Source organism: Pseudomonas sp. HLS-6 TE3448 (genome assembly GCF_053629555.1).
The window spans coordinates 720,511-742,020 of record NZ_JBRJIO010000001.1 but is presented as its reverse complement, the minus strand read 5'-3'; the positions used below and the strand labels follow the sequence as shown (position 1 = coordinate 742,020).

General features: G+C 60.5%; 22 protein-coding genes. 13 read left to right on the top strand and 9 right to left on the bottom strand.

All coding sequences use genetic code 11. The features are described from left to right. Positions 1-78: 78 nt before the first annotated feature. The 4 genes from AB7M23_RS03485 to exaC all read right to left on the bottom strand — a co-directional run bounded on the left by AB7M23_RS03485 (position 79) and on the right by exaC (position 4,022). The gene (locus tag AB7M23_RS03485) at positions 79-894 is read right to left on the bottom strand and encodes a M90 family metallopeptidase (protein ID WP_454240214.1); all 816 of its coding nucleotides are present in this window, start codon (positions 892-894) and stop codon (positions 79-81) included. 9 nt (positions 895-903) lie between these two features. Continuing rightward, positions 904-1,554, bottom strand: a complete 651-nt coding sequence (locus AB7M23_RS03480; RefSeq protein WP_454240213.1) for a DedA family protein — start codon at positions 1,552-1,554, stop codon at positions 904-906. Between the two features lie 209 nt (positions 1,555-1,763). Beyond that, entirely contained in the window at positions 1,764-2,222 is a 459-nt protein-coding gene (locus tag AB7M23_RS03475) for a GNAT family N-acetyltransferase (protein ID WP_065761984.1), read from the bottom strand. A 279-nt stretch (positions 2,223-2,501) separates the two neighbouring features. After that, the gene (gene exaC / locus AB7M23_RS03470) at positions 2,502-4,022 is read right to left on the bottom strand and encodes an acetaldehyde dehydrogenase ExaC (protein ID WP_454240212.1); all 1,521 of its coding nucleotides are present in this window, start codon (positions 4,020-4,022) and stop codon (positions 2,502-2,504) included. A 267-nt stretch (positions 4,023-4,289) separates the two neighbouring features. Between exaC and AB7M23_RS03465 the strand changes: the two genes are divergently transcribed. From AB7M23_RS03465 to AB7M23_RS03450, 4 genes are all read left to right on the top strand, one after another. Further along, a complete protein-coding gene (locus tag AB7M23_RS03465) occupies positions 4,290-6,215 on the top strand; it encodes a sigma-54-dependent Fis family transcriptional regulator (RefSeq protein ID WP_099775918.1) in 1,926 nt (641 codons plus the stop codon). A 62-nt stretch (positions 6,216-6,277) separates the two neighbouring features. Then, the gene (gene mpl / locus AB7M23_RS03460; protein ID WP_065761865.1) at positions 6,278-7,627 is read left to right on the top strand and encodes a UDP-N-acetylmuramate:L-alanyl-gamma-D-glutamyl-meso-diaminopimelate ligase; all 1,350 of its coding nucleotides are present in this window, start codon (positions 6,278-6,280) and stop codon (positions 7,625-7,627) included. After that, a complete protein-coding gene (ubiX, locus tag AB7M23_RS03455; RefSeq protein ID WP_065761866.1) occupies positions 7,624-8,253 on the top strand; it encodes a flavin prenyltransferase UbiX in 630 nt (209 codons plus the stop codon). The genes mpl and ubiX overlap by 4 nt, the downstream gene beginning before the upstream one ends. 20 nt (positions 8,254-8,273) lie before the next feature. After that, positions 8,274-8,543, top strand: a complete 270-nt coding sequence (locus tag AB7M23_RS03450; RefSeq protein ID WP_099775916.1) for a YceK/YidQ family lipoprotein — start codon at positions 8,274-8,276, stop codon at positions 8,541-8,543. A gap of 39 nt (positions 8,544-8,582) precedes the next feature. Here AB7M23_RS03450 and AB7M23_RS03445 read toward each other — a convergent pair whose 3' ends face one another. The 3 genes from AB7M23_RS03445 to AB7M23_RS03435 all read right to left on the bottom strand — a co-directional run bounded on the left by AB7M23_RS03445 (position 8,583) and on the right by AB7M23_RS03435 (position 11,528). Next, on the bottom strand, positions 8,583-9,227 hold the full coding sequence (locus AB7M23_RS03445; protein ID WP_330522780.1) for an oxidoreductase: 645 nt from the start codon (positions 9,225-9,227) through the stop codon (positions 8,583-8,585). A gap of 26 nt (positions 9,228-9,253) precedes the next feature. Then, the gene (locus AB7M23_RS03440; protein WP_454240211.1) at positions 9,254-10,981 is read right to left on the bottom strand and encodes a C13 family peptidase; all 1,728 of its coding nucleotides are present in this window, start codon (positions 10,979-10,981) and stop codon (positions 9,254-9,256) included. A 91-nt stretch (positions 10,982-11,072) separates the two neighbouring features. Then, on the bottom strand, positions 11,073-11,528 hold the full coding sequence (locus AB7M23_RS03435) for a MaoC family dehydratase (protein WP_065760343.1): 456 nt from the start codon (positions 11,526-11,528) through the stop codon (positions 11,073-11,075). Between the two features lie 169 nt (positions 11,529-11,697). Between AB7M23_RS03435 and AB7M23_RS03430 the strand changes: the two genes are divergently transcribed. The 3 genes from AB7M23_RS03430 to AB7M23_RS03420 are packed head-to-tail and all read left to right on the top strand — an operon-like array spanning position 11,698 to position 13,373. Continuing rightward, a complete protein-coding gene (locus AB7M23_RS03430; protein WP_065760344.1) occupies positions 11,698-12,060 on the top strand; it encodes a CidA/LrgA family protein in 363 nt (120 codons plus the stop codon). A gap of 2 nt (positions 12,061-12,062) precedes the next feature. After that, on the top strand, positions 12,063-12,773 hold the full coding sequence (locus tag AB7M23_RS03425; RefSeq protein ID WP_176717438.1) for an LrgB family protein: 711 nt from the start codon (positions 12,063-12,065) through the stop codon (positions 12,771-12,773). A gap of 9 nt (positions 12,774-12,782) precedes the next feature. Beyond that, positions 12,783-13,373 carry an LON peptidase substrate-binding domain-containing protein gene (locus AB7M23_RS03420; protein WP_065760346.1) on the top strand — a complete coding sequence of 197 codons (591 nt, stop codon included), beginning with the start codon at positions 12,783-12,785 and terminating at the stop codon, positions 13,371-13,373. Between the two features lie 4 nt (positions 13,374-13,377). Here the strand turns inward: AB7M23_RS03420 and AB7M23_RS03415 are convergent, their stop codons facing one another. Beyond that, entirely contained in the window at positions 13,378-14,694 is a 1,317-nt protein-coding gene (locus AB7M23_RS03415) for a bifunctional DedA family/phosphatase PAP2 family protein (RefSeq protein WP_099775913.1), read from the bottom strand. A 4-nt stretch (positions 14,695-14,698) separates the two neighbouring features. Next, positions 14,699-15,385 (bottom strand): DNA-3-methyladenine glycosylase, encoded by a 687-nt coding sequence (locus AB7M23_RS03410; RefSeq protein WP_099775911.1) that lies wholly within the window; start codon positions 15,383-15,385, stop codon positions 14,699-14,701. Between the two features lie 156 nt (positions 15,386-15,541). Between AB7M23_RS03410 and AB7M23_RS03405 the strand changes: the two genes are divergently transcribed. The 6 genes from AB7M23_RS03405 to rodA are packed head-to-tail and all read left to right on the top strand — an operon-like array spanning position 15,542 to position 21,494. Then, the gene (locus tag AB7M23_RS03405; protein ID WP_065760348.1) at positions 15,542-16,813 is read left to right on the top strand and encodes a glutamate-5-semialdehyde dehydrogenase; all 1,272 of its coding nucleotides are present in this window, start codon (positions 15,542-15,544) and stop codon (positions 16,811-16,813) included. Between the two features lies 1 nt (position 16,814). Then, positions 16,815-17,501: a nicotinate-nucleotide adenylyltransferase gene (gene nadD, locus AB7M23_RS03400; protein ID WP_065760349.1), complete on the top strand. Its 687-nt coding sequence runs from the start codon at positions 16,815-16,817 to the stop codon at positions 17,499-17,501. Positions 17,502-17,549: 48 nt separating this feature from the next. Further along, positions 17,550-17,969, top strand: coding sequence for a ribosome silencing factor (gene rsfS / locus AB7M23_RS03395; RefSeq protein WP_065760350.1), 420 nt, complete (start codon positions 17,550-17,552; stop codon positions 17,967-17,969). Positions 17,970-17,978: 9 nt separating this feature from the next. After that, entirely contained in the window at positions 17,979-18,446 is a 468-nt protein-coding gene (rlmH, locus tag AB7M23_RS03390; RefSeq protein WP_065760351.1) for a 23S rRNA (pseudouridine(1915)-N(3))-methyltransferase RlmH, read from the top strand. Positions 18,447-18,462: 16 nt separating this feature from the next. Next, positions 18,463-20,352, top strand: coding sequence for a penicillin-binding protein 2 (gene mrdA / locus AB7M23_RS03385; RefSeq protein WP_099775910.1), 1,890 nt, complete (start codon positions 18,463-18,465; stop codon positions 20,350-20,352). Positions 20,353-20,390: 38 nt separating this feature from the next. Then, positions 20,391-21,494, top strand: coding sequence for a rod shape-determining protein RodA (gene rodA, locus AB7M23_RS03380; RefSeq protein WP_177442453.1), 1,104 nt, complete (start codon positions 20,391-20,393; stop codon positions 21,492-21,494). The last annotated feature ends 16 nt before the right edge of the window (positions 21,495-21,510 follow it).

Below are 21,510 nucleotides of genomic sequence, written 5' to 3'. Positions count from 1 at the left end.
CATGTTTGGCCAAAAATTGGTCGCGATTATAGGCACATTCCCACGCGCTTGCCACGCCCACCCGGATGCTTGGCATGCTCAGTCCTTGGCGTGGCGATAGTGGGGATGATGGCTGTGTAGTTGCTGTAGACGCAGCAGCGGGTCCTGGCGGTAGAACGCGCGCAGTTGCTGGTAGACCTTGGGGTAGGTTTGAGCCAGCAGGTCGGGGGCGCTGAAGAAATATTCGCTGGTGACCGCGAAGAATTCCGCCGGGCTTTCTGCGGCATAGGGGTCGATGGCGGTTTCGGCATCCGGGTGGCGGTCAAGTTGACGATTGAGGTCGTCATAGGCGTGTTGCATGGCTGACGCCCAATCGCTGACGCGCATGTCGCTGTGCAGCGGTGGCAGGCCGTTGGCATCACCGTTGAGCATGTCGAGTTTGTGCGCCAACTCATGGATGACCAGGTTATAGCCTTCCCAGCCACCACTGGCCAGAACGCCCGGCCAGGCCAGGATTACCGGGCCCTGCAACCACGCTTCGCCACTGTGCTCACCATCCCACTCATGTTCCACGCCGCTGGCGTCGCGGTGACGCTGTGGGCTGATGAAGTCGTCGGGGTAGAGGATGATTTCATGGAAGCCCTGGTACCAGTTCAGTTCACCCAGGTGCAGTAGGGGCAACTGCGCTTGAGCCGCCAGGTACAGGCGCTGTTCGGCGTCCAGTTCGACGCCGGGCAGTGCGGTGAGGTGTTTTTCGCGCAAGAACAGCACGCAGGCGTCGCGCAGCCAGTGATCTTCTGCCTCGCTCAGGCCATCAAGCAGCGGCAGGCGTTCACGGATGCGCTGCCACAGCTGCGCATCGAGTGGGTACCGGGCCAATGTACGGCGGCGTCGCCAGGCGCTAAGGAACCACATGAGCGGGGCTTAGTTGGCCTTGGCGGCGTTGCGGTTGATGCGGTTGCGCACCAGGCTGATGATCATCGGCAGCATCGACACCAGAATGATCGCGACGATCATCAGCGACAGGTTTTTCTTGATGAACGGCACATTACCAAAGAAGTAGCCGAGGGTGACCAGACCACCTACCCACAGGACGGAACCGGCGACGCTGAACGCCAGAAAACGGCTATAGGTCATTTTGGCGATACCGGCGACGAACGGTGCGAAGGTCCGCAGGATCGGCAGAAAGCGCGCCAGGGTGACGGTCTTGCCACCGTGGCGGTCGTAGAAATCGTGGGTTTGTTGCAGGTAGTCGCGGCGGAAGATCTTCGAGTCGGGGTTGCGGAACAGTCGTTCGCCAGCGGTTCTGCCAATCACATAGTTGGTGCTGTCGCCCAGGATTGCCGCAGCCATCAGCAGGCCGCCAAGCAGCAATGGGTCCATGCCGCCGCCAGCGGCTACTGCGCCTGCGATGAACAGCAGCGAGTCGCCTGGCAGGAAGGGCGTCACCACAAGGCCTGTCTCGCAGAAGATCACCATGAACAGAATGGCGTAGATCCAGGGGCCGTAGTTGTTGACCAGTAAATCGAGGTAGGTATCAAGATGCAGGATAATGTCCAGCGGGTTGAAATCCATGTACGGCACCTGTGGTGAAAGCCCGTGCTGGCGGGCCTGCGATGACTGGCAGTGGGGTGTTTCGCGCGCGACACAGCGGCGTGCGAAGGCCTCCACTCAACGTGTGGTGCCGTATTATACGGCCGCAAACGGATTATTCCTGTGCTGTTTGTAGCGGAGGGTTTTGCTGGTGCATACCGGGCAGGCTCAAGGCCCGCCCGGCTGCCAGGTCAGTCCGACTGGATGGGGAGGATGTAGCTCTTGAACTCGGTGTCTTCACGAAAGCCGATGGACTCGTAGACTTTCATGGCCACGTCGTTGTTGGTGCTGGTGGAAACCCGCATGCGCACGGCATTGGTCTCCTTGGCCATCTTTTTCGCGGCGCGCATCAGGTGGTCGGCCACCAGTTGGCGGCGCGAGTCTTCGGCCACATAGATATCGTTGAGGATCCAGACGCGCTTGAGCGACAGCGAGGAGAAACTCGGATACAGCTGGCAGAAACCAAGCAGTTTGCTGTCGTCATCGTTGGCCAGTGCCAGGTAAATCACCGACTCACCACGCTTCAGGCGTTTTTCGAGAAATTTGCGTGAGGATTCGGGGTAAGGCGGTTGGCCGTAGAACTCGCGGTATTTGACGAAAAGCGGAGCGATCAGATCCAGATGCTCAAGGGTTGCTTTGATGATTCGCATAAGCAGTCCTCAGGTTCCTTTGGGGGTGGCGGCGAATCGCAGGGCAGCCGTAGCCCCGATGCTGCCTAAAGCGGAAAAAAAGCGCAATTGGCAAAAATGGACCCGAACCCGGGTCTTGTCGATTAGGAAATTTCAGTTTCTGGCGGAGGTTATGTCTGAATCCTGCCTGTGCGCCGGCGTGGGGCGGCAAGGCGGGCGATAAGGCAGCTGCAGTTGAGGGGGCGGTGAGGTCAAGCCAGTGCGGCCTTCAATCTGTTGAAGGCCGCACCGTACACTGGGTTAGAAGAAGCCCAATGGGTTGATGTCGTAGCTCACCAGCAGGTTTTTGGTCTGTTGGTAGTGATCAAGCATCATTTTGTGGGTTTCACGACCCACGCCCGACTTCTTGTAGCCACCGAAAGCGGCGTGTGCCGGGTACAGGTGGTAGCAGTTGGTCCACACGCGACCGGCCTTGATCCCGCGGCCCATGCGGTAAGCACGGTTGATGTCGCGAGTCCATACGCCCGCGCCCAGCCCGAACTCGGTGTCGTTGGCGATGGCCAGGGCTTCCGCTTCGTCCTTGAAGGTGGTGACGCTTACCACGGGGCCGAAGATCTCTTCCTGGAACACCCGCATCGTGTTGTTGCCTTTGAGCAGGGTCGGTTGGATGTAATAACCGGTGGCCAGGCTGCCTTCGAGCTTCTCCACCTTGCCGCCGGTCAGCAGTTCAGCACCTTCCTTCTCGGCGATCTCCAGGTAGGACAGGATCTTGTCGAATTGCTGCTCAGAGGCCTGGGCGCCGACCATGGTGTCGGTGTCCAGTGGGTCGCCACGTTTGATCTGTTTGATCTTCTTCATCACTTCTTGCATGAACGCCGGGTAGATCGACTCTTGTACCAGCGCACGCGATGGGCAGGTGCAGACCTCGCCCTGGTTGAAGAATGCCAGCACCAGGCCTTCGGCGGCTTTTTCGATGAAGGCCGGTTCGGCTTGCATGATGTCTTCGAAGAAGATGTTCGGCGACTTGCCGCCCAGCTCAACAGTGGACGGAATGATGTTCTCGGCCGCGCATTTCATGATGTGCGAACCAACCGGCGTGGAGCCGGTGAAGGCGATCTTGGCGATGCGCTTGCTGGTGGCGAGTGCTTCACCGGCTTCACGGCCGAAACCTTGCACCACGTTGAGTACACCAGGTGGCAGCAGGTCACCAATGACTTCCATCAGCACGGTAATGCCCAGCGGGGTTTGCTCGGCGGGTTTGAGCACGACGCAGTTACCGGCAGCCAGTGCCGGAGCCAGTTTCCAGGCCGCCATCAGGATCGGGAAGTTCCACGGGATGATCTGTCCGACCACGCCCAGCGGTTCATGGATGTGGTAGGCCACGGTGTTGCCGTCGATCTCGGCGGCGCTGCCTTCCTGGGCGCGCAGGCAACCGGCGAAGTAACGGAAGTGGTCAGCTGCCAGCGGAATATCAGCGTTCAGGGTTTCACGGACCGCTTTGCCGTTGTCCCAGGTTTCAGTGATGGCCAGCAGTTCAAGGTTCTGCTCGATACGGTCGGCGATCTTCAGCAGGATCAGCGAACGGGCTTGTACCGAGGTGCTGCCCCAGGCGTCGGCGGCGGCATGGGCGGCATCCAGAGCCTTGTCGATGTCTTCGGCAGTGGAGCGCGGGAATTCGGCGATCGGTTGGCCGTTCACTGGCGAGGTGTTGGTGAAGTACTCACCTTTGACCGGGGCGACGAACTCGCCATTGATGTAGTTCCCGTAACGGCTCTTGAAGGAAACGATTGCGCCTTCGGTACCTGGGTGTGCGTAACGCATGGTGTGTCTCCTGGCTTTTGTGCTTGTTGGGGAGGATATAGAGCGTAGAGCAAAGCGCGGGCCACTGCTGGCAGGTCTATGTAAATCAAGGGCTTGATGGGATTCTGCGGGTGCGCGCGGGCTTGGTTGTCGCATTTCTGGGACGGTGGGGGTGACACTTTGTGCCAGATGCGGGACAACCTGTGACTCAGCGGTCGTACTGACATTGCAAAGCGTCAGCGGCTGGAGGATGCTGGGTTGTACCGCTTCCGGGGAGAACAATAAAAAGTGCAGAGCAATCATTTGAGCCGGCACGCTCGGCAAGTGCTTACGGTGACTCAGGGCAAGGCCCACTTGCAGGGGCCGGGCAGCGATCCATCCATCGCCCGTTCCTGGCTGCGTTGTCTGGAGGACTATCATCTCGATCCGGCCATGGCGATGGCGCCGACCGTGCTTGAGCATGGGCGTCTGCTGGAAAGCCGAGAGCGCCTGCAGCAGGTGCTGCAGATTGCCGGCAACGAGATGAACACGCTGCATCAACAGCTTTCCGGCGCAGGCCATGCGGTGCTGCTGACCGATGCGCGTGGGGTAATCCTCAACTGTGTGACGGCGCCAACCGAGCGCAAAATCTTCGAGCGTGCCGGGCTCTGGCTCGGCGCCGACTGGAGCGAGGCCAGTGAAGGCACCAACGGGATTGGTACCTGCCTGGTCGAGCGTCAAGCCGTCACTATTCATCAGGAAGAGCATTTTCGTGGCCGTCATACCGGCCTGACCTGCTCTGCCAGCCCGGTGTTCGACCCCCACGGCGAACTGCTCGCGGTGCTTGACGTATCGTCGGCACGTCCTGAGGTCTCGCGGCAAAGTCAGTTTCACACCATGGCGTTGGTCAACCTCTCGGCGAAGATGATCGAGAGCTGTTACTTCCTGCGCCATTTCGAAAACCAGTGGCTACTGCGCTTTCATTTGCAGGCCGAGTCGGTGGGCCTGTTCAGCGAGGGGTTGCTGGCGTTTGAGGGGGATGGGCGTATCTGCGCGGCCAACCAGAGCGCCCTGAACTTGCTTGGGCATGTTCGCGGCGGCCTGCTTGGAAAGCCTGTGGAGATGTTCTTCGAGTGTTCACTGGATGAGTTGCTGGGGCGTGCTACGGCTCAGGCCAATGCCAGTTGGCCGTTGCGTACGCGTGATGGTCGCCAGTTGTTTGCCAGTGTGCGCGGTCAGGTTCGGGCGCCACAACCGTCGTCATTGGCCGCGGTGGCGTTGCCGCCGCCAGCACCGATTACGGGTTCGATTTGCCTGGTCGACCCTGCATTGCAGAACGATTTTCGTCGCGCCGTGCGGGTGTTCGAGCGCGATGTGCCATTGCTGCTCAATGGCGAGACCGGGTGTGGCAAGGAGGCCTTTGCCAAGGCCGTGCATCAGGCCAGTCAGCGTGCGGCAAAGCCGTTCGTCGCCCTGAACTGTGCCTCGATCCCTGAGAGCCTGATCGAGAGTGAGCTGTTTGGCTATCGCGGCGGCTCGTTCACCGGTGCACGTAAGGAGGGGATGCGTGGGAAGCTGCAACAGGCCGATGGCGGCACCCTGTTGCTGGATGAAATCGGTGATATGCCGCTGGCGCTGCAAACCCGCCTGCTGCGTGTGCTTGAAGAGCGCAGGGTCGTGCCGATTGGTGGTGAACCCCAGGCCGTGGATGTCCGCATCATCAGCGCCACCCACCGCAACCTGCTGGAGCGGGTCGAGGACGGCAGTTTCCGTGAAGACCTCTACTACCGGCTGAACGGCCTGGAAGTGGCCTTGCCAGCTCTGCGTGAGCGCAGTGACAAGGCCCAGTTGCTTGATTTTCTGCTGGCGGAGGAAGCTGCGGGGCAGGTTGTCCGTCTGGAGGCGAAGGCGCGACATGCCTTGCTCGATTTCGCCTGGCCCGGCAACGTGCGCCAGTTGCGCAACGTCCTGCGCACATTGGTTGCGCTCGCGGAGGGCGAAGAGATTACCTTCAACGACCTGCCGCCATTGATTCGTCGGCCGCCAGTTGCTGCGATACCCACGGTTTCCAGCGAGGCGCCTGAACATCCACTTGAGGATGCTGAACGCAGCGCTTTGCTGGCTGTGCTGGAGCAGCAACGCTGGCACATGAGCCATGTGGCGGCGCACTTGGGCGTGAGTCGCAATACCTTGTACCGAAAACTGCGCAAGCATGGTATTGCCCGGGACGCCTGAACGAAAGGATGCGATTTTCCCCGCCCTGGGCTACCCTGCCTCGATGTTTTGCGAGGTCGACCATGCACATTCACATTCTCGGTATTTGCGGCACTTTCATGGGTTCGCTGGCGGTGTTGGCCAAGGAGCTTGGCCACCGCGTCACGGGCTCCGACGCCAACGTCTATCCACCGATGAGCACTCAGCTTCAGGCCCAGGGCATTGAGCTGACCCAAGGCTATGATGCCAGCCAGCTGGATCCGGCACCGGACCTGGTGGTCATCGGCAATGCCCTGTCGCGTGGTAATCCCGCGGTGGAGTATGTGCTGAATAAAGGCCTGCCTTATGTATCCGGCCCGCAGTGGCTGGCCGATCATGTGCTGCAAGGGCGTTGGGTGCTGGCCGTGGCCGGAACCCATGGCAAAACCACCACCAGCAGCATGCTGGCCTGGGTGTTGGAGCATGCCGGGATGAGCCCGGGCTTCCTGATCGGCGGCGTGCCACAGAACTTCTCGGTGTCGGCGCGCTTGGGCGATACGCCGTTCTTCGTGGTTGAGGCTGATGAATATGACAGCGCCTTCTTCGACAAGCGTTCGAAGTTCGTCCACTACCGTCCGCGTACTGCCATCCTGAATAACCTTGAATTCGATCATGCGGATATTTTCCCGGATCTGGCAGCTATCGAGCGGCAGTTCCACCATCTGGTGCGCACGATCCCGAGTGAAGGCCTGATCATTCACCCCACCACTGAGCCAGCCTTGCAGCGCGTGATTGAGATGGGCTGCTGGACCCCGGTCCAGACCACGGGTGTTGGCGGTCAGTGGCAGGTCAAGCTGCTCAGTGCTGACGGTTCGCGTTTTGAAGTCAGCTTTGAAGGCGAGTCGCAAGGGGTGGTCGAGTGGGAACTGACCGGTCAGCACAACGTCGCCAACGCCTTGGCCACGTTGGCTGCTGCTCGCCATGTTGGTGTGGTGCCGTCGATGGGTATCGCCGCGCTGAGCGCCTTCAAAAGCGTGAAGCGGCGCATGGAGAAAGTCGCTGAAGTACAAGGCGTGACGATTTATGACGACTTTGCACACCATCCGACGGCGATCGCCACCACGCTGGATGGCCTGCGCAAGCGTATTGGCGATGCACCACTGATCGCCGTGATTGAACCGCGTTCGAACTCAATGAAGCTGGGCGCGCACCGCGATGGCCTGCCGGAAAGCGTACGCCAGGCCGATCAGGTGATCTGGTATGCACCGCCTAACCTGGGTTGGGATCTGGCGGCCACGGCAGCCCAGTGCCCGGTACCTGCGGTGGTGGCTGACAGCCTGGAAGCGATCATTGCCCGGGTGAAAAGCCAGGCCAAGCCCGGTACTCAAGTCGTGATCATGAGTAATGGCGGCTTTGGTGGCCTGCATGGGAAGTTGGCCGAGGCCCTGCGATGAGCGGGCCGGAACGCATCACGCTGGCCATGACCGGGGCCTCGGGGGCGCAGTACGGCCTGCGCCTGCTTGATTGCCTGGTGCGCGAAGACCGAGAGGTGCATTTCCTGATCTCCAAGGCTGCGCAGTTGGTCATGGCGACGGAAACCGATGTGCTGCTGCCGGCCAAGCCACAGGCAATGCAGGCCTTTCTGACCGAGTACACCGGCGCCGCCGCAGGGCAGATTCGTGTGTACGGCAAGGAAGACTGGATGTCGCCGGTGGCCTCAGGTTCCGGTGCACCGGCAGCGATGGTGGTCGTGCCGTGCTCCACGGGCACGCTTTCGGCCATTGCGACCGGCGCCTGTAACAACCTGATCGAGCGGGCGGCGGATGTCACTCTGAAAGAACGTCGGCAGTTGATTCTGGTACCGCGTGAGGCGCCGTTCTCCACCATTCACCTGGAGAACATGCTCAAGCTGTCGAACATGGGCGCGGTGATTCTGCCAGCGGCTCCAGGTTTCTATCATCAGCCGCAAACCATTGACGACCTGATTGATTTTGTCGTCGCGCGCATTCTCAATGTGCTGAACATTCCTCAGGACATGTTGCCGCGTTGGGGTGAGCACCATGTCGGCGGTGAGGATTGAAACGTTCAGTTTTACTGGTGATGGTGCTGGCGCTGGCGCTGCTCAGTGGTTGCGCCAGCGTACGCACGCTGGACGCGGCCAAGCCAGGGGCACCGATTGTATACTCCGGTACGCGCCTTGATCTGTATGCCATGCAGGGCGGGTGTTGCCCCATGGACCGTTTTGGTGCTGAGGCGCCGGCGTATCCCGGGCTTGATCTGCCCGCGAGCGCGTTGCTCGACACGCTGCTGTTGCCGCTGTCGTTGTTGACCGTGCTGGGTGTCAGCTTTCAGGCCACCGGCGGTTTGTAACCGGCCATCGCCGCCGTGCCGGCGATGGCCGGGCAGGGCTTACTTCTTGCCCAGCCTGCGCAGTTCATCGGACTCCACCACGCGAATGCCGTCCTGCTCTTCCAGCGCCAGGCGCCACAATGCCCGCGCCAGTTCACAGGCTTCAATCCCGTGGTACTTGCCCGGTAGCAGTCGTGCCAGCGGTGCTGCCAAGCGCTCAGCGGTGCGTGGTTCGATGCGTTCGCCGAGCAGCAGGGACGGCCGGGCGATGGTGAGTTGCGGCCAGTCTTGTGCTTTCAACGCTTCTTCCATTTCCCCTTTTACCCGGTTGTAGAACACCGACGATTTTGGGTCTGCGCCGAGTGAGCTCACCACCAGCAAGTGGCGCGCGCCCATTTCGCGGGCGCGCTTGCTGAAAGCAACAACCATGTCCAGGTCGACCGCGCGGAATGCAGTTTCTGAGCCTGCCTGTTTGATGGTGGTGCCCAGGCAGCAGAAGGCGATATCGACACGGCCGCTGAGTTGGGGCAGAAAAACCGCAGGGTCACCCACCGGGTTCTCTAGATGTGGGTGTTTGGCCAGTGGTCGACGGGTAGGGGCAAGAACGCGGCTGACGGTGGGTTCGCTGAGCAGCCGATCCAGTAAATGTTCACCGGTCAGTCCGGTGGCTCCGGCAAGCAGGATGTGCTGAGGCGTCAAGTACATGATGTCTCTCCCTTGATACAGTCAGCTTAGTGGCTCCGGGCGCTCTTTGCTTGTTCAGTTGTTTTTTCGTCACTCTGCAGGGCTTTGCGGGCCTGCTGCTGACGCAAACGCTGCCAGTGCGCAAGGACGCCTTTGGGGGCCCAGATCTGCGGTTCCGAGGCGTCGAAGTCTTCGTTGTGCTCACGCAAGGCTACTTGGGTGCGGGCCAGTTCGAAGGCGTTTTGCAGGTCGTCGGTCTGGTTCAGTGCCTGGGCAAACAGGGCATCGCCGAAGTAGGTGAAGTCGGCCTCTTCGGAACAGCCGAAAGACACTCTGTCCGAGCGCGCGGCGGTCATGATCAGGGTCTTGTCGTCCTTGAGGGAGTCGATAAAGCCGCCTGAGTAACACGCAGAGATGACAACAATTTTGTCTCGCCCTTTCAGGGGCGCAAGCGCTGTGGCCAGTTCGCCGGCAGGCAGGTCTGCCAGTTGCAGGCGCGGCTGATCGAGCACCAGTTCGTGGGTCTGGCTGCCGTGGCTGGTCAGGTAGATGAATACCAGGTCTTCCGGGCCGGTGCGTTCGGCGAGGGTGCGCACGGCACGGGTCAGGTTTTCCCGGGTGGCCATCGTGCGGTCGGTCAAATGATCGCGGTGATTGGCCAGGGTGATTTGGCCAACGGCACCAAATCGGCTCTTGAGCATGCTGCTGACGTAGTCGGCCTCCCGCAGGAACACGCTCTGTTTGCCGTCGCCGGCCAGGACCAGGCTGTAGAGTTCTACCTCGGCGGTGGAGCGCGGCACGTTGTCGAGGGCTTGTTCGAGCAGCTTGCCTTGGTTGAGCAGTGCCAGTTCCAGTGGGTCGGACAGTGGTCGCCCCTGATCGTCACGAACCCGTTGGCCGTTGATCCAGTGTCCGCTCTCGACCTGGCCGTTTGGCAGGGTCAGCAGGCCTTTGCCTTGATACGTGTCGTTCTCGAAGCCACCCACATAAACGCTACCGTCTGCCAGTTGCAGGCGGCCGTAACCGGAAAAGTGCCAGTCGCGGAAATCGCCTTTGTAGTGGCTGCCGTCGCTGGCGAACAGCTCACCTTTACCGCTGAGCGAGCCGTCTTCAAACTGGCCGATCCAGACATCGCCGTCGGCGTTTTCGTAGCGGCCCCGGCCTTCCAGGCGGTTGTCGCGGAACTCACCGATGTACTGATCACCATCGACGCTGTTGAATGTGCCGCTGCCCTCCAGTTGGCCGTTGACGAAACGCCCGCTGAACTGGTTGCCGCTGGCATCGCTGCGCACCCCTTCGCCGTTGGGTTTGCCATGGGCGAACAGTCCTTGGTACTGACTGCCGTCTTCCAGCTCCAGGTGACCGGCGCCGCTGTACTGGTCGGCTTTGAACTGGCCTCGATAGGCCTGGCCGGCCTCTTTGAGCGTGCCTTCACCTTCACGACGTCCAAGCTTGAAGCCACCTTGGTAGCTACTGTCTGCCGTCTTCAGTCGGCCCTGGCCATGGAACAGGCCTTGCTCAAACTGGCCAACATAGACTTCGCCGTTGCTGCCGTGCCATTCACCCTGGCCGTGCCATTGGCCGTTCAGGAAGCCTCCGGCGTACCAGCTGCCATTGGGGTAGTCGATGCGTCCACTGCCCTGCAACAGGCCATTCACCACCTCTCCGCGATAGCGACCACCGTCGGGCAGGCGGGCATCGGGCGGCGAAAGTGGTTCGCCGTCACCGCAGGCGGTGAGCAGCAGGGTCAGGGCGAGTGGGGCAAGTGGGCGCATAACGGGGTCCGGGTGGGTTAGCCGCCGAGTATGCCGCAGAATGCGCCGGTGGAAACAGCCGCGCCGGCGTGTTTCTACCGGCCATGTTTCGTCATACGAAGCAGAGTGACAGCGGTTCGGCGATGTACGCAGGTTTTTCTTCACCTTCGATTTCCAGGGTGGCGGTAGCCTTCAGCAACCACTGCCCTGGTTTCTTTTCGGTGGCTTCGGTGAGATCAACCTTGAGCCTTACCTGGCTGTTGACCTTTACCGGCTGGATAAAGCGGACGCTGTCCAGGCCGTAGTTGACCACCATTTTCAAGCCTTCAGGCAACACCAGAATGTCCAGCATCAGCGTAGGGATCAGTGACAGGGTCAGAAAACCGTGAGCAATGGTCGTACCGAATGGCGTTTTTGCTGCCTTCTCGGGGTCAACGTGGATGAACTGAAAGTCGCCGGTGGCTTCGGCGAACAGGTTGATGCGTTCTTGGTCGATCTTCAGCCATGCGGAACGTCCCAGTTCCTTGCCGACATAGTCTTTGAGCGCTGTAACGGGTACATAGGGCATCGAGACTCTCCTGATTGTCGTTGGTTTTCTTATGACTACGGTAGGTTCAAGCGTTTAAGATCAGCACGTCGGAGGGGGCCGGTCAAGTCAGCATGACTTGAACGAATATCTCGGTATAGGCACACCAGTAGGGTGCTTATAATGGCCGGCGGGCCTGAGGGAGATTTCTATGCTGTTGCGTGGTTTGACGTGGCTGGTGTTGTTTCAGTTGTTGGGGACAGCGATTAATCACTTGTTCCTGTCGATACTGCCGGGGCCAATTATCGGGCTCTTGCTCCTGCTGACGTACCTGATCGTCCGAGGTGAGGTCGGTGCGCCACTGAGCGAAGCCGCCAGCAGCCTGCTGCGCTATTTACCGTTGTTGCTGGTGCCGCCGGCAGTAGGGGTGATGGTTTATGCCGCCGATATCGCGGCGGATTTCTGGGCGATTGCCGGTGCATTGGTGCTTTCGCTACTTATTTCCATCGTCTTCGCAGGTGTCTTGATGCAGAAGCTCATCGCCCGTCAGGCGCGGGATGAGGAGCGGCCATGAACCTGGATTGGCACGGCGCCGTCGAGGCGGTCATTCATCACCCTTTGTTCGGTATCGGTATCACGCTGGGGGCCTATCAACTGGTGCTTGCCGCCTATGAGAAGACGCGCTGGATCTTTCTGCAGCCCGTGTTGATGTCGATGCTGGTCGTCATCAGCGTACTGCTGCTGTGTGGCTTGACCTACAGCGAATACCGTAAAAGTACCGAAATTCTCAATATTCTTCTGGGGCCTGCGACCGTCGCGCTGGCGGTGCCGCTGTACCTGAATCTGCGGCGTATTCGCCAGCTGTTTTGGCCGACCTTTACTACGCTGGTAATCGGAGGCGTGGTGGCGACTGGCGCCTGCCTGCTGTTGGGGTGGTGGTTTGGCGCCGAACACATGATTCTGATGACCCTGGCGCCGAAGTCGGTGACCTCGCCGATTGCCATGTTGGTGGCCGAGCAGATTGGCGGCGTTGCGCCATTGGCGGCCGTGTTCGTATTGATCACTGGGGTGATTGGGGCCATTTTTGGCCCGGCGCTCTTGTCCCGTTGTGGTGTTCATAGCCCAGAGGCGCGTGGCATGGCGCTGGGCTTGACGGCGCACGCGGTCGGTACTTCAGTGGCGTTGCAGGAAAGTGAGGAGTGCGGGGCCTTTGCGGCCCTGGCCATGAGCCTGATGGGCGTTGCCACGGCGGTCTTTCTGCCGTTGGCGGTCAGCCTGGTCGCGTGAGGAGTCGCCATGACATTACCGCTGTTTCCGCTGAATACGGTGCTGTTTCCCGGCTGCTATCTGGATCTGCAGATCTTTGAGGCGCGCTACCTGGACATGATTGGCCGTTGCATGAAGCAGGGCGGTGGTTTCGGTGTGGTCTGTATTCTGGACGGTGCCGAAGTCGGTAGGGCTGCGCAGGGCTATGCCTCGATCGGCTGCGAGGCGCTGATTCGCGATTTTCAGCAGCAGGACAACGGCCTGCTCGGTATCCGTGTCGAAGGCACACGACGTTTTCGCGTGACCCAGGCCGAGGTGCAGAAGGATCAGTTGCTGCTGGCGCAGGTGCAGTGGCTGGCCGAACAGCCGGATCGCCCGTTGCGTGATCAGGACGAAGACCTGCGAGCGTTGCTCGTTGCGTTGGCCGAACATCCGATGGTCGAGGCGCTGAACATGCCGAGAGCCATTCTCGGGCAGCAGGCGTTGGCGAATCAATTGGCCTACCTGCTGCCGTTTGTCGAGGAAGACAAGCTCGACCTGCTGGCCATTGATGCGCCCCAACAGCGCCTGGATGCTATCCAGGCACTGCTTGATCGTTTACAGGGTGAGCTGTTCGCCTGACCACTCAGTACTGGTAGCGGGCCAGGGCTTGTGGCAACGCATGCAAGGTAAAAAAGGCGAGCAGTGCCGTACAGGCTGGCAGGATCAGCCACCAGGCACGTCGTGGCAGGGCGTTCAGTGGTGCGCGGTCCTGAATCAGTGTCAGGCTGCTCGCGCATACAAAACAGGCCAGCAGTGCTCCAGCGAGGATGTCGGTGGGCCAATGTGCGCCCAGGTAAACGCGTGAGCAGGCGATGGCCAGGGCCGGCAGGCAGCCCAGCATGACCCAGGTCAGACGCATGCGTGGTGGTTGTTCGCGCCCGGCCAGCACCGCAAGCACCAGAAAGAACGCAAACGACGCAGAACTATGCCCGCTGGGCATGCTGTAAGTGCCCAAAGGGTCGGTCAGCACGTCCGGGCGGGCGCGGGCGAAGAACCACTTCAGGGTACCGTTGAGCAGTGCGGTGCCAATCAGGGTGGTCGCGGCAAAAAGGGCGTGTCGCCATTGCCGGGCCAGTAGCAGAAGCGCGGTCAGCAGGCCTCCTGCTATTAGCTGCGTTCGGAAGTCTCCCAGCCGTGTGACCATGACGGCTATATCATCGATCGCTTGGCTGCGGTTTTCCTGAATGACGGCCATCAAGCCTTGATCCAACTGTGTCAGGTACGGCCAGCCGAAAAACAGCGCAATCAGCGCCAACAGGCTCAGCCCGGCCATCAGCCGGGTACCACGTCGTTGGCTGCGCAGGCTGCCACTGATGCTCAGTGCAATCAGCACGGCCATGCTACCCGCCACGATACCGGCCTGCGGCCAGAAACCGTCCGGCAATGGCAGGCGCATGGCTGCACCGGTCGCCCAGCCTGGCAGCAGGTAGGCGATAGCCCAGCCGGCACCAGCAACCAGGCTGACCATGATAAAGCGCGGAATCGGCATGTCGAACATGCCCGCCACCATCGGCAGCATTGGGCGTAGCGGGCCGATAAAACGCCCGACCAGCAGGCTGGCGATACCATAGCGCTGGAAGTAGGTTTCAGCGCTGCCGATCCATTGCGGGTGTGTGCGCAGTAATGGCAGGCGTCGGATGTTCTGGTGGAAGTGCCGGCCCAGGGTATAGGAGATTGCATCGCCGAGAAGGCCGCCCAGATAGCCCAGTAACAGCGTTTCGCCCAGCGACAGGGCGCCGCTGCCTGCCAGTACAGCGATAGCGAACAGCAGCACGGTGCCGGGTACGATGATCCCGGCAATCGCCAGGCACTCGATGCAGGCGACCACAAAAATCGCCAGGCCAAGCCACTGCGGGTGGGTGGTCAGCCAGCCGGTCAGGCTGTCGAGCCATGCGCCCATAGGTTCAAATTCCTTGTGTCAGTAAAAGGTAGTCTTGCCCCTCGACCTGCCCTCGGCGCAACGGGTTGCGGGTGCAGTAACGGGCGAATTCGGCATCAACGAAACGATACAGCAGATGCTCATCGCGGCCGTGGGGAATGCCCAGGCGAGTGGTCTGAATAATGTGTTTCACAATAATGCTGCAGTCGTCGACAAACAGTCGCTCGGGGTCAAAGCGTTGGGCGTCCCACTCGGGCACCTTCAGCCCCAGTGCCTTGCACAGCAGGGTTTGCCCGGCGCACAGGCGTTCAGGTTGGCGTGGCTGGCCGCGGGTATCAGGATTGTTCGCTTGCATTTGCGCCAGGCTGTCGGCATCGGAACAGGCGTCTAGCCATGGGTAGCCGGATTTGATCAGCACGGCATTACCGGGGCCTTGGGCGCTGAAGTTCAGCGAGTCGCCACCGCGGGCGTAGTACATATAGATGTGCCCACCCTCGAGAAACAGGGCTTTGCGCTTTTCTGTGTAGCCCAGCGAGGCGTGGCTGCCTTTTTCGGCGCAGTAGTAGGCTTCGGTTTCGATGATGCGCGCCGAGAGCCAGTAGGGGCCCTGTCGGTGACGGATGACCTTGCCGAGCAAGGCTTTGGCCAGGGTTTGCGCATCACGGTCAAAAAATGTATCGGGCAGTGGCCGGCAAGCGTTCGGCGTAGGCATTATCGATCATCGTTGGAAGCTGGCGCCGATCATAGCAACTTATCGTCAGGGCCGTTTTGGGTGGTTGATTTCGACCATCCGCCAGCCACCGCTGGGCGTTCACCTGCATGACAGTTATAATCAGCCGATTTCCCCTTCGCCAAGACACTGAGCCCCATGACTGAGTCCGTTCTTGACTACATGACCCGCCTGGGTCGCGCTGCCCGTGAGGCGGCCCGCGTCATTGGCCGTGCCAGCACTGCGCAGAAGAACCGCGCGCTGCAGGCCGCTGCCAATGCGCTGGACGCTGCCCGCGCCGAACTGTCCGCTGCCAACGAGCAGGACCTGGCTGCTGGCCGTGCCAACGGCCTTGAGCCGGCCATGCTCGAGCGCCTGGCGCTGACGCCAGCACGTATCGACAGCATGATCGTCGGCTTGCGTCAGGTCGCCAGCCTGCCAGACCCGGTCGGGGCGATTCGCGACATGAGCTACCGCCCTTCGGGCATTCAGGTGGGCAAGATGCGTGTGCCGCTGGGTGTCGTCGGGATCATCTATGAGTCGCGGCCTAACGTGACCATCGATGCTGCGAGCCTGTGCCTGAAGTCCGGCAACGCCACTATCTTGCGTGGCGGCTCGGAGGCCATTCATTCCAACCGCGCGATTGCCGCCTGCATCCAGCGTGGCCTGGCTGAAGCCGGCCTGCCTGCGGCGGTGGTGCAAGTGGTCGAGGTCACTGACCGTGCTGCGGTCGGCGCGCTGATCAGCATGCCGGAGTATGTCGACGTGATCGTGCCCCGTGGCGGCAAGGGCCTGATCGAGCGGGTCAGTCGCGAAGCCCGCGTACCGGTGATCAAGCACCTGGACGGCATCTGCCACGTGTATGTGGCCGAGCATGCTGATCTGGAAAAGGCCCGGCGTATTGCCTTCAATGCCAAGACCTACCGCTATGGCATCTGCGGCGCGATGGAAACCCTGCTGGTCGATCAGCGTGTTGCGGCGGAGTTCCTGCCGGCAATGGCGACCCTGTTCAGGGAAAAAGGCGTTGAGTTGCGTGGTTGCGAACGTACCCGTCAGTACATCGAGGCGCTGCCTGCCACGGAAGAAGACTGGCACACTGAGTACCTGGATGCGATTCTGTCGATCCGAGTGGTCGATGGCCTGGATCAGGCTATTGAACATATCAACCACTACGGCTCGCACCATACCGATTCCATCGTGACCGAGCATCAGGGCCTGGCCCGGCGTTTTATTGCCGAGGTCGACTCGGCGTCGGTCATGCTCAATACCCCGACCTGCTTTGCCGACGGGTTCGAGTATGGCCTGGGCGCCGAGATCGGTATTTCCACCGACAAGCTGCATGCCCGTGGTCCGGTTGGCCTGGAAGGGTTGACCTGCGAGAAATATGTTGTGATCGGCGACGGCCAGTTACGCGGCCAGGAGTCGCTCTGACTTGGTTGAGCATGCCCCACTCGCCGCTGCTGTCAGCGTGCCGCCCCAGCGGCGCATTGGCGTTCTCGGCGGAACCTTCGACCCCGTGCATATCGGTCACCTGCGCAGTGCGCTGGAGGTTGCCGAAGTGCTGGGGCTCGATGAGTTGCGGCTGATGCCCAATGCTCGACCGCCGCACCGCGATACCCCGCAGGTGTCGGCGCTCGACCGTTTGGCAATGGTCGAACAGGCGGTGCGTGGCGTGCCGTTGCTGACAGTCGATGCCCGGGAGTTGTCCCGTGATAGACCGTCGTACACCATTGAAACGCTGGAGCTGATGCGGGCCGAGCTGGCTGCTGAAGACCAGTTGTTCCTGTTGTTGGGTTGGGATGCCTTTTGTGGCTTGCCCAGTTGGCACCGTTGGGATGAGTTGCTGAAACACTGCCACATCCTGGTGCTGCAACGCCCGGATGCCGACGTTGAGCCGCCGGATGCGTTGCGCAACCTGCTGGCCGCACGCTCGGTCAGCGATCCACAGGCCCTGGTTGGGCCTGCCGGGCAAATTGCATTCGTCTGGCAAACGCCGCTGGCGGTTTCCGCCACGCAAATCCGACAGCTGCTGGCCAATGGCAAGTCGGTGCGTTTTCTGGTTCCAGACGCAGTACTGGCCTATATCGAGGCGCACGGCTTGTACCGTACGCCGAACTGAAGGGCACGCCGCGAGGCGGCCCCTACTTACGAGCTGAATGAGTTTTATATGAAGAACCAAGCAATCAACGCCGAAACACTGGTCGAACTGACCCAAGCGGCACTGGCTGACGTCAAGGCCCAGGACATCCTGGTGATCGACGTGCGTGACAAGCACAGCCTCACCGACTACATGATCATCGCTACCGGTACCTCCAACCGTCAGATCAACGCGATGCTGGAAAAGGTTCGCGAGAACGTCAAGAAGCACGGCGCTCAGCCGCTGGGCGAAGAAGGCAAGGGCGAAAGCGATTGGGTTCTGCTGGACCTGGGTGATGTCATTGTTCACATGATGACCGCCGCCGCACGTCAGTTCTATGACCTGGAACGTCTGTGGCAGGGCGCTGAGCAGAGCCGTGCTGCCGACGGCAAGCACCACTCGCCGGAGCATTCGCACGAGCACTTCGACAAGCTCCGCGACAAGGAATAAGGAAGCGTCGTGCGTCTGCGTCTGATCGCGGTTGGCTCGCGCATGCCCAAGTGGGTTGAAGACGGCTGGCATGAGTATGCCAAGCGTCTACCTTCTGAGCTGTCGCTGGAGCTGGTGGAAATTCCACTCAATACCCGAGGCAAGAATGCCGATGTCGCCCGCCTGATCCGTCAGGAGGGCGAAGCCATGCTGGCCAAAGTCCAGCCGGGGGAACGTATCGTCACGCTGGAGGTCCATGGCAAGCCCTGGAGCACCGAACAGCTGGCGGTCGAGCTGGACCGCTGGCGGCTGGATTCGCGTACGGTCAACTTCATGGTCGGTGGCCCCGAGGGGCTGGCGCCGGAAGTCTGTGCACGCAGTGAACAGCGCTGGTCGCTGTCACCCTTGACCCTGCCGCACCCGCTTGTACGGATACTCATTGGCGAACAGCTGTATCGCGCCTGGACGGTTCTGTCCGGGCACCCTTACCACAAATAAGCCGTAAGCCTCCGTAATGTCGCAGCCGATTCGCCTCAAGGATCACGAAAAAGACGCCCGTCTGGTGCGTAGCCGCGTCGTGGTCGGTGCGGTGGCGGTCGTCTTGCTGGTGTGCGTGCTGATTGTTCGCCTCTACTACCTGCAGGTCATTCAGTACGACTATCACTCCACGCTGTCGGAAAACAATCGGGTGCATGTACAGCCGATTCCGCCGACCCGTGGGCTGATCTTCGACCGTAATGGGGTAATCATCGCCGATAACCGACCAAGCTTCAGCTTGAGCATGACCCGTGAGCGGGCTGGCGACTGGCGTCAGGTGCTCGATGTAATCGTCGAAGTGCTGCAACTGACCCCCGATGACCGTGCGTTGTTTGAAAAACGCATGAAGCAAGGGCGTCGTCCTTTCGAGCCGGTGCCCATCCTGTTCGAGCTGACGGAGGAGCAGATTGCCCGCATTGCGGTGAATCAGTTCCGCCTGCCGGGTGTCGAAGTGGTTGCGCAGTTGGTCCGGCACTATCCGCAAGGGCCGCATTTTGCTCATTCGGTGGGTTACGTCGGGCGGATCAACGAGAAAGAACTCAAGACCCTCGACCCGGTCAACTACAGCGGTACCCACCACATTGGCAAAACCGGTATCGAACGATTCTATGAACCGGAATTGCATGGTCAGGTGGGTTACGAGGAAGTCGAGACCAATGCCCGGGGCCGTGTGCTGCGTGTACTCAAACGCACTGACCCGGTGCCGGGCAAAGATATCGTTCTAAGCCTCGACATCAAGCTGCAGGAGGCCGCAGAAGCTGCGCTGGGCGGGCGCCGAGGTGCCATTGTGGCCCTTGATCCTCGTACCGGCGAGGTGTTGGCGATGGTTAGCCAGCCGAGCTTCGACCCGAACCTGTTCGTGACCGGCATCAGTTTCAAGGCCTATGCCGAGTTGCGTGATTCCATTGATCGGCCACTGTTCAACCGTGTGCTGCGTGGTCTTTACCCGCCGGGCTCGACGATCAAGCCGGCTGTGGCGATTGCCGGTCTCGACACGGGTGTGGTGACTGCCGGTACGCGGGTGTTTGACCCTGGCTACTACCAGTTGCCCAACTACGACCACAAGTACCGTAACTGGAACCGTACCGGCGATGGCTGGGTCGACCTGGACACGGCAATCATGCGCTCCAACGACACCTACTTTTACGACCTGGCGCACAAGATGGGCATCGACCGGTTGGCCAACTACATGAACCGCTTTGGTATTGGCCAAAAAGTGGCGTTGGACATGTTTGAAGAGTCGCCTGGGTTGATGCCGTCCCGTGAGTGGAAGCGGGCGACCCGTCGTCAGGCCTGGTTCCCGGGTGAAACGCTGATTCTCGGTATTGGCCAGGGTTACATGCAGGCGACCCCGTTGCAGTTGGCTCAGGCCACCGCGTTGATTGCCAACAAGGGCAAGTGGAACCGTCCGCACCTGGCCAAGACCATCGAAGGTAAGCCACCGGTAGATGAGAACCCGATGGAAGACATCGTTTTGCGTGACAAGTCCGATTGGAACAAGGTCACCCACGGCATGGAGCAGGTGATGCAAGGTGCGCGGGGTACTGCGCGCAAGGCCTCGATTGGTGCCCAGTACCGGATTGCAGGCAAGAGTGGTACGGCTCAGGTGGTGGCGATCAAGCAGGGCGAGAAGTACGACCGTAACAAGTTGCAGGAGCGCCACCGTGACCACGCACTGTTTGTCGGCTTTGCACCGGCTGACGATCCGAAGATTGTCGTATCGGTGATGGTTGAGAACGGCGAGTCTGGCTCGGGCGTTGCCGCGCCAGTCGTGCGGCAGGTCATGGATGCCTGGCTGCTCGATGAACATGGGCGGCTCAAACCGGAGTACGTCACACCTTCTGTCGCTCAGGAACCTGCCCAGTGAAAAGCAATTTCGATCGCATGCTTTCCAGTGAGGACGTCATGCGCCGTCGGGCGACGTTCCTCCAGCGCATCCACGTTGATGGCCCGTTGCTCGTTCTCTTGTTGACCTTGGCTGCGGGCAGCCTGTTCGTGCTGTATTCGGCCAGCGGGAAGAACTGGGACCTGTTGCTCAAGCAGGCCAGTTCATTCGGTATTGGCCTGGTCTCAATGTTCATCATCGCGCAGTTCGAGCCGCGGTTCATGGCGCGTTGGGTACCACTGGCCTACGTTTTCGGCGTGTTCTTGCTGGTCGTGGTGGATGTCATGGGGCACAACGCCATGGGGGCCACGCGCTGGATCAACATCCCGGGGGTGATCCGCTTCCAGCCTTCGGAATTCATGAAGATCATCATGCCCGCCACCATTGCCTGGTACCTGGCCAAGCGCACGCTACCGCCGCACTTGAAGCATGTGGCGATCAGTCTGGTGATGATTGGCGTGCCGTTCATTTTGATCGTCCGTCAACCGGACCTGGGCACTGCACTGCTGATTCTGGCCTCGGGTGCATTCGTGCTGTTCATGGGCGGGCTGAAGTGGCGCTGGATTATCAGTGTGGTCGCCGCTGCTGTGCCTGTGGCGGTGGCGATGTGGTTCTTCGTCATGCACGACTACCAGAAGCAGCGCGTGCTGACCTTTCTCGACCCGGAAAGCGACCCATTAGGCACGGGCTGGAACATTATCCAGTCCAAGGCAGCCATTGGATCGGGCGGTGTGTTCGGCAAGGGCTGGCTGCTGGGCACGCAGTCGCACCTGGACTTCCTTCCGGAAAGCCATACGGACTTCATTATCGCCGTCATGGGTGAGGAGTTCGGGTTGGTAGGGATCTGCGCGCTGTTGCTGATTTACATGTTGTTGATCGGACGCGGCCTGGTGATTACTGCCCAGGCGCAAACGCTGTTCGGCAAACTGCTGGCGGGCAGCCTGACCATGACGTTCTTCGTCTATGTTTTTGTCAATATCGGTATGGTCAGCGGCTTGCTCCCCGTGGTGGGGGTGCCGCTGCCCTTCATTAGTTATGGTGGAACTTCGTTGGTGACGCTGCTGTCAGCGTTTGGGGTTTTAATGTCGATTCATACGCACCGTAAATGGATCGCACAAGCTTGAATAAGGTGAAGAATTT